This is a genomic window from Hoeflea sp. (assembly GCF_984452065.1).
Genome location: NZ_CFHWAF010000018.1, coordinates 32,692 through 43,755 on the forward strand (window position 1 = coordinate 32,692; position 11,064 = coordinate 43,755).

At 62.9% G+C, this 11,064-nt stretch carries 8 protein-coding genes and 1 pseudogene; 1 reads left to right on the forward strand and 8 read right to left on the reverse strand.

What is annotated here, in order from left to right:
* Positions 1–70: 70 nt before the first annotated feature.
* The 8 genes from AC5E6N_RS05600 to AC5E6N_RS05635 all read right to left on the reverse strand — a co-directional run bounded on the left by AC5E6N_RS05600 (position 71) and on the right by AC5E6N_RS05635 (position 10,502).
* The gene (locus AC5E6N_RS05600; protein ID WP_491746892.1) at positions 71–841 is read right to left on the reverse strand and encodes an NUDIX hydrolase; all 771 of its coding nucleotides are present in this window, start codon (positions 839–841) and stop codon (positions 71–73) included.
* Complete coding sequence (locus tag AC5E6N_RS05605) at positions 813–1,253, reverse strand: DUF983 domain-containing protein (RefSeq protein ID WP_491746893.1); 441 nt, start codon at positions 1,251–1,253, stop codon at positions 813–815. Before AC5E6N_RS05605 ends, AC5E6N_RS05600 begins: the two co-directional genes overlap by 29 nt.
* Position 1,254: 1 nt before the next feature.
* Positions 1,255–3,546 carry a ribonuclease R gene (gene rnr, locus AC5E6N_RS05610; RefSeq protein ID WP_491746894.1) on the reverse strand — a complete coding sequence of 764 codons (2,292 nt, stop codon included), beginning with the start codon at positions 3,544–3,546 and terminating at the stop codon, positions 1,255–1,257.
* A complete protein-coding gene (gene topA / locus AC5E6N_RS05615; protein WP_491746895.1) occupies positions 3,543–6,149 on the reverse strand; it encodes a type I DNA topoisomerase in 2,607 nt (868 codons plus the stop codon). The genes rnr and topA overlap by 4 nt, the downstream gene beginning before the upstream one ends.
* 256 nt (positions 6,150–6,405) lie before the next feature.
* Positions 6,406–7,560: a DNA-processing protein DprA gene (dprA, locus tag AC5E6N_RS05620; RefSeq protein WP_491746896.1), complete on the reverse strand. Its 1,155-nt coding sequence runs from the start codon at positions 7,558–7,560 to the stop codon at positions 6,406–6,408.
* On the reverse strand, positions 7,560–8,174 hold the full coding sequence (plsY, locus tag AC5E6N_RS05625) for a glycerol-3-phosphate 1-O-acyltransferase PlsY (protein WP_491746897.1): 615 nt from the start codon (positions 8,172–8,174) through the stop codon (positions 7,560–7,562). The genes dprA and plsY overlap by 1 nt, the downstream gene beginning before the upstream one ends.
* Positions 8,175–8,289: 115 nt before the next feature.
* On the reverse strand, positions 8,290–9,567 hold the full coding sequence (locus AC5E6N_RS05630; RefSeq protein ID WP_491746898.1) for a dihydroorotase: 1,278 nt from the start codon (positions 9,565–9,567) through the stop codon (positions 8,290–8,292).
* Positions 9,564–10,502, reverse strand: coding sequence for an aspartate carbamoyltransferase catalytic subunit (locus tag AC5E6N_RS05635; RefSeq protein ID WP_491746899.1), 939 nt, complete (start codon positions 10,500–10,502; stop codon positions 9,564–9,566). Before AC5E6N_RS05635 ends, AC5E6N_RS05630 begins: the two co-directional genes overlap by 4 nt.
* A gap of 149 nt (positions 10,503–10,651) precedes the next feature.
* On the opposite strand from AC5E6N_RS05635, the pseudogene AC5E6N_RS05640 reads away from it, so the two are divergent.
* A pseudogene (locus AC5E6N_RS05640) lies at positions 10,652–11,064 on the forward strand (acyl-CoA dehydrogenase family protein); the annotation flags it as partial.

Here is an 11,064-nt window from a genome sequence, read left to right on the forward strand (position 1 = left end):
GGCGGAACCTACAAATCGCCGCGAAAAAGTCAAGGCCGCGGGGCCGAAAAGCATCGGACGACAAGGCCGCTCAAAGCATCTCGCGTATGAAGCGGCCGTGACGTGCCTGATAAAACGGCACCGGCCGGCCGAAGGGCAGCGTCGGGTCACGGTCCAATTCGCTGACGAGCTCGGTTATGATTGCCTGGGTGATGCGCGGCATGTCGATCGACGCGACTTCGGACAGGCGCACCCATCTCAGGTCGAGCAGCTCATTGCTGGATTCGGCGTCGGCCGGTCCGATTTCGTCACGGAAACAGGCGAAAAAACGCGTGTCGAAGCGTCGGGTACGGCCGGGAGGCGTCACCGCGCGGGCAATGTAACGCAACGGCGAAAGGCGCGGGGCAAGCTGACGCTGAGCAAAGGCCCGCCAGTTTTCATGGGCGCTGGCCGGTCCCGGCCCGGCGACCAGAATGCCGACTTCCTCATGGGTCTCACGGATTGCGGCAACCGCCAGCGCGCGGGCCCGCGTTTCGCTTGCCGGCTTGGCCATCCTGCGCATCAGCCTGTTCTCGACCTCGGGGTGCAGATGATCGCTGACCGGTATGCGCCAGTCGTCGCGATCGCGCCGGCCGCCGGGAAAGACATAGGTATCAGGCATGAACGCATGCGCCGTGTGCCGCTTTCCCATCAGCAGGGCCGGTTCGTCACCGGAGCGATCTATCAGGATGAGCGTTGCGGCGTCCCTGGGCCGCAGGAGCGGCCCGACCGCCGGTCCGCGCCTGGCCTCCGCCGGCAGGTCAGGACCGCCGCGCGGCGTATCCGTCGGCGCCTTATCGGCCACCGTAAATCTCGACGGCATCTTCTTCCCCGCCGCCGAATCCGTGCATGTAATTGGCCCATTGGAGCCCGATGACCGCACCCTTGATCGGCTGGATCATGGTCAGCGCCATAACGAGTGTGATGGGGACCCACAGCGCCAGGTGCTGCCAGCTGTTCCAGTCGACAAACGGTTCCGACAACATGTATCCGGCAACCACGACATGGCCGACGATGAAGATCACAAGATAGGGCGGCAGGTCGTCCGCGCGGTGATGGTGCATCTCCTCGCCGCAGTTCGAACATGTGTGCACCGGTTTGAGAAACGCGCGGAAGAGCTTTCCCTCGCCGCAGTGCGGGCAGCGGCCCGACCAGCCTTTCACCATCGAGCGCCACAGGTCGCGCGGCGGGCGTACGGTCCGCGTGCGGACGGGAACTGTCTCGTGGTCAGCCATTTCAGTATCCTCTGCGTTTTCTTTTGCGGGCGCCGTTTTGACGGGGTGCGCCTCGTTTGGCTTTGTGAAACGATCGGGTGGCCGTCGGCAGTTTGCGACCGTCGCTCAGCATTTCGAACCGAAGCGCGCCCGCGACCGGCATGGCTTCGGCAAGCCGGATCTCGACATCGTCGCCAAGCCGATAGCCAAGGCCGGTTTTTTCGCCAACCAGCGCCTGATGTGTTTCGTCGTAAATATAATAGTCCAGTCCCAGCGTGGAAACCGGAATAAAACCGTCTGCGCCAAATTGCTGCAGGGAAACAAAGAGCCCGGCCTTCGTCACGCCGGAAACCCGCCCGTCGAATTCGTCCCCGATGCGATCGGCAAGATGGTGAGCGACCAGCCGGTCGACCGTCTCGCGCTCGGCGGCCATGGCGCGGCGCTCGAATGTCGAGATTTCAGCCGCAATCTCCTCGAGGGACTGTTCCTCGTCGGGCGTGATGCCGCCTTCACCGAGGCCGAGAGAGCCGATCAGGGCGCGGTGGACGATCAGGTCCGCATAGCGCCGGATCGGAGAGGTGAAGTGCGCGTATTTCATCAGATTGAGGCCGAAATGGCCGATATTGTCCGGGCTGTAATTCGCCTGGCTTTGCGAACGCAAGACCATTTCGCTGACCATGATCTCGTAGGGTTTGCCCTTTGCCTTCGTCAAAACCCCGTTGAAGCTGTTGGCTCTGAGGTGCCCGCCCTTGGCGAGCGGGATGTTCAGCGTTTTCAGGAAGTCGCGCAAGGTTTCCTGTTTGGCGAGCGAGGGCGCATCGTGGACCCGGTAGATGAGCGGCTGCCGCTTTTTCTCGAGCGTTTCCGCGGCAGCCACGTTTGCCTGGATCATGAACTCCTCGATCAGGCGGTGGGCGTCGAGCCGGTCGGGCACGATGACCTTGTCGACGGTCCCGTCCTTCTTCAACAGGAGTTTGCGCTCCGGAATGTCCAGGTCCAGCGGTTGACGCCTGTCACGCCCGCGCTTGAGAATCTCATAGGCATGCCACAGCGGCTTGAGCACCTCGTCCACAACCGGTCCGGTCGTGTCGTCCGGCGCTCCGTCAATGGCCGCCTGCGCCTGCCGGTAATTGAGCTTGACGAGGCTTCTCATCATCACCCGGTGGAAGGTGTGGCTGATCTTCCTGCCTTCCGCCGAAAACACCATGCGGACGGCAAGGGCAGGGCGGTCAATACCTTCCTTGAGGGAACACAGTTCGTTCGAGATGCGCTCGGGCAGCATGGGAACGACCCTGTCGGGGAAATAAACGGAGTTGCCCCGTTTCAGCGCTTCCCTGTCCACAGCCGATGCCGGCCGGACATAGTGCGAGACATCGGCAATCGCGACATAGGCGATGATGCCGCCCTTGTTGGCCGGATTGCCGTCGGGCTCGGCGAAGACGGCGTCGTCATGGTCCTTGGCATCAAACGGGTCGATCGTCACGAGCGGCAGTTTTCGCCAGTCCTCGCGTTTGGCCATCGGCGCGGCGCGGGCCTTTTCGGCCTCTTTCAAGGCGGCGGCGGGAAATACATGCGGGATTCCATGCGCGTGTATGGCGATCATGGACACGGCTTTTTCGCTGGCGACGGAGCCGATAACGCTCAGCACCTTGCCGCGCGCCATGCCGTAACGGTTGGACCGGCTGCTCTCGACTTCGACAAGATCGCCGTCCTGTGCCTTGCCGATGTCGTCGGCGTCGATAATGATCTCCTTGCCGCGCCGGTCGATCGGGTCCATCCGTCCGCCACCGCCGGGCATTGTCCGGAAAACACCCAGCTGTGCGCCGCGCTGGCGGTCGAGAATCTTCATCACACGCGCCGCATGGGCGGGACCGGTGTCGCTGTCGGACGGGAATATGCGGGCAAGAACACGGTCGCCGATACCGGGCGCAATCGTCCTGGCCTTGCCCTTTCGAGCCGGGCGGATCAGAACCGCGGGCGGCGGCGCGCCGTTGTCCGGCCATTCGGCGGGCCTTGCGATGAGGTCGCCGTCATCGTCCCTGGACGTCACATCGAGAACCGTTACCGGCGGAAGCGCGCCGGGACGTACAAGCGTCTTGCGCCGGCGCTCCAGCAGCCCGTCATTTTCCAGATCCCTCAGCAGCGCCTTGAGTTCAACACGGTCATGGCCGCGAACGGAGAATGCCTTGGCGATATCGCGTTTCGAGGCGCGCGAGGGATGCTCTGCGATGAAGCGGAGGATCGTTTCCCGATCGGGCACGCCGCCCGTTGCCTGCCTGAGCCCGCCGGGAGCAGATTTCTTCTTCAATCTCACTCCTCGGCTTTGACCGCCTTGGTCTTGCGGGTGGTGGCCTTTTTGGTGGTCTTCTTGCGCGTCGTACGCGCTTTGGTCTTACCGCCTTTGGCCGCCTTCTCGGCGATCAGTTCAAGTGCCTTTTCGACCGTGATCGACTGCGGGTCCGCGCCTTTCGGCAGCGTCGCGTTGATCTTGCCCCAATTGACATAGGGTCCGTAACGCCCGTCCCGGACGGTTATCGCGCCGCCATCGGGATGATCGCCCAGCTCTTTCAGTGCGGCGGGCTTGGAGCGTCTGCCCGGACCCTTGGCCAGTTTCTCCGCCAACACCGTTACGGCGCGGTTGAGGCCGATCGAGAACACGTCCTCGATCGATTCCAGATTCGCGTAGGTGCCGTCATGCAAAAGGAACGGGCCGTAACGGCCGAGACCTGCGGATATCATCTTGCCCGATTCCGGATGGGCGCCGACGTCGCGCGGCAGCGACAGAAGAGCCAGCGCCTTTTCGTGATCGACATCTTCCGGTTTCCATCCTTTCGGAATGCCTGAGCGCTTGGCGCCCTTGCCTTCACCTCTCTGGACGTAGGGGCCGAAGCGCCCGGTGCGCAGGGTGATCGGCTCGTCGGTGTGCGGATCCTTGCCGAGGTCCCGCGGGTCGTTCGAGACCGCGGCGTCATCGGCGGAGGCGTCGGCAGAGAGCTGACGCGTATAGCCGCAGTCGGGATAGTTGGAGCAACCGACAAACGCTCCGTAGCGGCTGAGCTTCAACGACAGTTTGCCGGTATTGCATTTCGGGCAGATGCGCGGATCGGATCCGTCCTCGCGGGCCGGAAAGACCAGCGGCGCGAGTTCTTCATTCAACGCGTCGAGCACATCGCTGATCCGCAGCTCCTTGGTGCCCTCGACATGGTTGAGAAAATCCCGCCAGAAATCGCGCAGGACATCCTTCCACTGCAACTCACCGGCCGAGATCCGGTCGAGCTTCTCCTCCAGATCGGCGGTAAAGTCATACTCCACATAGCGGTCGAAGAAGTTCTCGAGGAACGCGGTGACGAGACGGCCTTTGGCTTCCGGAATCAGTTTGCGATTGTCGATCGCCACATATTCACGGTCGCGCAGTGTGGCAAGGGTCGCCGCATAGGTGGACGGGCGGCCGATGCCGAGCTCTTCCATCTTCTTGATGAGCGATGCTTCGGAATAGCGCGGCGGCGGTTCGGTGAAGTGCTGGGTCGCGTCGATCTTCTCGCGCGCCAGATCCTCCTTCGCGTTTATGGCCGGCAGGCGGCGGCTGTCGTCGCCATCGTCACCATTGTCCGTATCGTCGCGCTGATCCGTATAGGCGGCGATGAAACCGTCAAACCGTATGACGGAGCCGGTCGCGCGCAGGCCGGCGCGCGCGCCGTTGTTGTCGGCGGTGATCTCCACGGTGGTCCGTTCGATCTCGGCCGGCGCCATCTGGCTGGCAATCGCCCGTTTCCACACAAGGTCGTAGAGACGGAACTGATCGCTATCGAGATGCTGCTTGACCGATTCGGGCGTGCGGCTGAAATCCGTCGGCCGGATGGCCTCGTGCGCTTCCTGGGCGTTTTTCGCCTTGGTCGCGTAATGACGCGGCTGATCGGGCCGGTAGCGCTCACCGAAACGGGAGGCGATAACGAGGCGGGCCCCGTCGATCGCCTCGGCGGCCATCTGAACGCCGTCGGTCCGCATATAGGTGATCAGGCCGACCGTCTCGCCGCCGGTATCCAGCCCTTCATAAAGGCGTTGCGCCACCTGCATGGTCCTTGAGGCATTGAAGCCGAGTTTCGAAGAGGCGGCCTGCTGCAGCGTCGACGTGGTGAAGGGCGGGGCCGGATTGCGGCGCGTCGGTTTTGCTTCGACACTGTCGGCAACGAAATGCGCCCCTTCCAGCAATGTCTTGAGCCGGGTCGCTTCTTCCTCGTTGCCGATGGACAGTTTGTGCAGTCTCTGCCCGTCAGCCGACACCAGCCGGGCTTCGAAACCCTCACCCCTCGGCGTTTTCAGGTGGGCGGCAAGCTGCCAGTATTCCTCCGAAACGAAGCGCTCGATCTCGCTTTCGCGATCGCAGACGAGGCGAAGCGCGACGGACTGGACGCGGCCGGCGGACCGTGCGCCGGGCAGCTTGCGCCACAGCACCGGCGAAAGGTTGAAGCCGACCAGATAGTCGAGCGCGCGCCGGGCGAGATAGGCGTCCACCAGCGAGGCATCGATGTCGCGCGGATGGGCCATCGCGTCGAGGACAGCCTGTTTGGTGATGGCGTTGAAGACGACGCGCTTGACCGGCTTGTCGCCGAGGACGCCGCGCTTGTTGCGCAACACCTCAAGCACATGCCACGAAATTGCCTCGCCCTCGCGATCCGGGTCGGTGGCGAGGATCAGGCCGTCGGACGACTTCACCGCGTCGGAGATTTCCTTCAGCCGCTTGTTGGATGCTGCATCGACCTGCCAGGTCATGTCGAAGTCTTCATCCGGATTGACCGAGCCATCCTTTGCCGGCAAATCACGGATATGTCCGAAGGATGCAAGCACCTTGTAATCCGAGCCAAGATACTTGTTTATCGTCTTGGCTTTGGCAGGGGACTCAACGACAACTACGTTCATAAATTCACTCTGATGTGGTGTCCAAAGGGCAGATTCTCATGCCCGATTCCCTTGAAAAACAGCAATTCCCGGCCCCGAAATGAACACCCAAACGCTGCGGGTCAAGTGCCGCAGGCGGAAAATTTGCCGTGATTACCCGTTTGCAACACCTTGGAAATCAAACGAATCCACCCATCCTGCTGCCCACGGGCCAGACTGAAATAGTACATATGAGTGCCGGTTTAAACCACCGACGGCAAACAATAAACGAACAGGATTAATGCTCGGGCGACGGCAGCAACGACACCAGCCCGCCGGGATGTCGCGCAAGGCGCCCGGCGAGATCGAGTTCAAGCAGAGCCAGGTAGATCTGTGCCGGCGGCACGTCGGTGTGCCGTGCGAGATCGTCGATTGAAACCGGTGCCGGGCCCATCGCGTCGCTTATGTTCGTGCGTTCCCTTGAACTCAGTTCAATCGCGGGGCTGGCGGCCGCTTCATCCTCCCAAAGCGCCTGTGGTGCAATCCTGGGCGGGCCTTTGCCGCCAAGTGGCCGAAGCCCGTTTATGACATCCTGCGGCTCGGTTGTAAGGATCGCGCCGTCCTTGATCAGATCGTTGGTTCCCCGTGCACGCGGATCGAGCGGCGATCCCGGCACGGCGAATACGAGGCGGCCGAGCTCCCCGGCGATTCGCGCCGAAATCAGCGATCCGGACTTCTTGGCCGCTTCGACGACGACAAGCCCGAGGCCCAGCCCGGCAATGATGCGGTTGCGGCGCGGAAAATCGCGCGCCCGTGGCTCCCACCCGAACGGCATCTCGCTGATTGCCGCGCTTGTGCCGCTGGCGCAGATATCCTCTAGAAGCGGAATGTTCTGTGGCGGGTAGGGGCGGTCCAGGCCACCTGCCAGAACCGCGATCGTGCCGGTTTCCAGGGATGCATCATGGGCAGCGGCATCAATGCCGCGTGCCAGGCCCGAAGCGACGGCGTATCCGGCTTTGCCGACGCCGCCCGCCAGGATACGGGTTATCTTGGTGCCGACGGCGGACGCATTGCGCGAGCCGACAATCGATACGCAGGATCGCTCAAGCGATGATACGGAGCCTCTCAGCGCGATAACGGGGGGAGCACCTTCCGCCGCCGCGAGTGCATCGGGATAGACAGGATCGTCCATGCAGATCAGCCGGCAACCGAGGCGCTGCGCCAGTTCCATTTCGCGCTCGGCGTCGTCAGGTGGGCAAACGCGCAGTGCCCGTGCCCGCCCGCCCTGACGGGACAGGTCGGGAAGCGCTTCCAGTGCCGCCTTGGCGGACCCGAACCGGGCGATCAGCTTGCGGAAGGTGACCGGACCGACATTTTCGCTTCGGATCAGCCGCAGCCAGGCAAGGCGCTCGTCTTGTTCGAGCGCCCGACCGCTGCCGTGTTCATATGGCATCAGCCGTTGTCTCCGATCCGGCTTTCTTCTCCCGACAGCAGGCGCGAAATGTTGGCGCGGTGTTTTATGATGGTGATTGCGCTCATGACCGTGAACAGCTCCGCCACCTGAATATAGCCAAGCAGGAAGAGCGCGACGGGCACGACGATCGCGGCGATCAATGCGGCGAGAGACGAGTAGCGGGTGATCGCCGCCGTCAGCAGCCAGACGACCGCGAAAATCGCCACACCAAGCGGCAGGAGCCCCAGAAGGACCCCGACATAGGTTGCGACGCCTTTTCCGCCCTTGAAACCGAGCCAGACCGGAAAGAGGTGCCCCATGAATGCGCCGAAGCCGGCAAGAACAGCCATATCCGGGCCCCACATGCCCGCAACGAGGACGGCGGCCGTTCCCTTGAGGCCATCAAGCAGGAGCGTGCCCGCAGCCAGAAATTTGTTGCCGGTGCGCAGCACATTTGTGGCTCCGATATTGCCGGAGCCGATCTTGCGTATATCGCCGAGGCCGGCCGCGCGGGTCAGAAGGAGGCCAAACGGGATCGAGCCCAGCAGGTAGCCGAACACGAGTGCCGAAGCAAAAAAAGGCAGGCTGAGTTGCCAGTTGATCGGATCCGGCATGAGGTCCTTCCCGTAAACTCTGTTCCGGTTTCAAATCGATTTCCGGATGACGGCAATCTAGCCGTTTTCGCTTCGGAGTTGAAGCGCGGTCATGGTCCGCGATCTGCTTGTCGAACTACTCCGCCTCAAAAACGAAGGAACCGGCCACCATGGTTGCCGTCACCCGGCCCTGGAAGCGGGCGTCCTCGAACGGTGTGTTCTTGGAACGTGACTTCAGTTCGTCCTTCGACACGACCCAGGGCTCGTCCGGGTCGACGATCGCCAGATCGGCGCGGCTGCCGGGCCTGAGGGTTCCGCAATCGAGGCCGAAGATGCAGGCCGGGCGCGTCGACAGGGCATCGATCAGCCGCGGCAGCGGGACATCGCCGCTGTGATGCAGGCGCAGGGCCGCGGCAAGCATGGTTTCCAGACCCACCGCTCCGTCGGCGGCATCGGAGAAGGGATGGCGTTTGGTGTCGACATCCTGCGGGTCGTGCGAAGACACGATGATGTCGATATCGCCGCTCGCAAGCGCCTCGACCATCGCGCGGCGGTCATCCTCGTCACGCAGCGGCGGCGACAGGCGGAAAAATGTCCGGTATTCGCCGATGTCGTTCTCGTTCAGCGACAGATGATTGATCGAGACACCGCATGTCACCGTTGCGCCGCGGGCGCGGGCGGCGCGGATGGCGTCGACTGAATCCGACGTGGAAATCCTGGCCGCGTGATAGTGGGCGCCGGTGAGGGCGGCCAGGCGCAGGTCGCGCTCAAGCGGTATCACCTCCGCTTCACGCGGGACGCCCTCAAGGCCGAGCCAGCTGGCGAAAAGGCCTTCATTCATCACGCCCTGCGCGGCCAGATGCTCGTCCTGCGTCTCGCAGGAAACCACGAGCCCGAAATCGCGGGCATAGGTCAGGGCACGGCGCAGGACCAGCGCGTTTCCGACAGGCCGCTTGCCGTTGGTCAGCATGACGGCGCCGGCATCGCGCAGGAGCCCGTATTCGCTCAATTCGCGCCCCTCAAGCCGCTTTGTGAGTCCGGCCGACGGGTAGATGTTCACGCAGGCCTGTTCTCGCGCGGTGCGCATGACAAACTCGACCAGCGCCACGTCGTCAATCGGCGGCGTGGTGTCGGGCATCATGATCAGGGATGTCACACCTCCGGCCGCCGCAGCGTGGCTGACCGAGGCGATCGTCTCGCGGTGTTCGGCGCCCGGCTCTCCGACGAAGACGCGGGCATCCACGAGGCCGGGGATGACGAGCCTGCCCGTGCAGTCGATCACGCGTGCGCCGGCCGGCACGCTGCCGGCGCCGCAGGACACGATCCTGCCATCGGTGACGACGACGTCGCCCTCACCATCGATATCCTGTGACGGATCGACGATGCGGGCATTCCTGAGGGCGATCGCGCTCACGGGGCGGTTTCCTCGTTTCCAGACAACAACAGTGTTTCCATGACGGCCATGCGGACGGCGACACCCATCTCGACCTGTTCTTCGATGACGCTCCTGGGCCCGTCGGCGATTTCCGAGGCGATCTCGACGCCGCGATTCATCGGGCCCGGATGCATCACCAGCGCGTCCGGTTTGGCGGCGGCGAGCTTTTGCGCATCGAGGCCGAAGTAGCGGAAATACTCCCGCACGGACGGCACGAAGGACCCGCTCATGCGCTCGCGCTGGAGACGCAGCATCATGACGACGTCGGCATCCCGGAGACCGGCGGCCATGTCATGAAACACCTCAACACCCATCCGTTCGATGCCGGCCGGCAGCAGCGTCGATGGCGCAACGACCCGGATGCGGGCGCCGAGCGCACTCAACAGGATGATGTTTGAACGCGCCACCCGGCTGTGCAGCACATCGCCGCAGATCACCACGGTGAGGCCCCCGATGCGCTGCTTCTTGCGGCGGATCGTCAGCGCATCCAGCAGGGCCTGAGTCGGATGTTCATGCGCTCCGTCACCGGCGTTGACGACCGAACATCCGACTTTCTGGGCCAGCAGCGCCGAGGCGCCGGCGGAAGCGTGACGGACAACCAGAATATCGGGATGCATGGCGTTGAGTGTCATCGCCGTGTCGATCAGGGTCTCGCCCTTCTTGACCGATGAATTGCCCACCGACATGTTCATGACATCGGCGCCGAGCCGTTTGCCGGCAAGTTCGAAGGATGCCTGGGTGCGGGTGGATGCTTCGAAAAACAGGTTGATCTGGGTCAGCCCGCGAAGGGTCGATGTTTTCTTCTCGCGCTGCCGGCTGAGCTTGACAGCCTGATCGGCCTTGTCGAGAAGAAACGAGATATCCGGTTCCGTCAGCCCGTTGATGCCAAGCAGGTGGCGATGGGTAAAAACCATGGATAGTGCTCGCAATATTTGTCGATTGGCGCTTCTATAGGCGTCATATTCGAAATGGGCAAGAAATCGACACCTCAGCAGTGGATGATCCCCATCCAATTGCCGGCGTTCAGTCCAACACCGGGGAAGCCCAACAGGAACAAGACCCTATGTCCAAAATGACCGTGAACCGCATGACGCATGAGGTTCTCAACCAGCCGAAGCCCTTCTCGGGCATCAATGCGTACCAGTCCGACCCCATGTTGTGCGAGGCTGCCGGTCAGATGCCGAAGAAAGTGCGCGACGAATTGTCCGCCATCGGCCGGTTTGTCACCAGTCCCGAGGCGCAGGATCTTGCCCGGATCGCAAACCAGTCCACGCCGGAACTCAAGACCTTCGATCAGTCCGGCAACAGGATCGATCAGGTGGAGTTCCATCCGGCCTATCATGCGCTGATGCGGCGTTCGTGCGCCAACGGGCTGCATTCATCCATATGGGAGGGGCTGGCGGAGGAAAAGGGGATTGCCCAGCAGGCCCGCGGCATCCGGTTTTTCCTCACCGCCGGTCTGGAATGCGGACATCT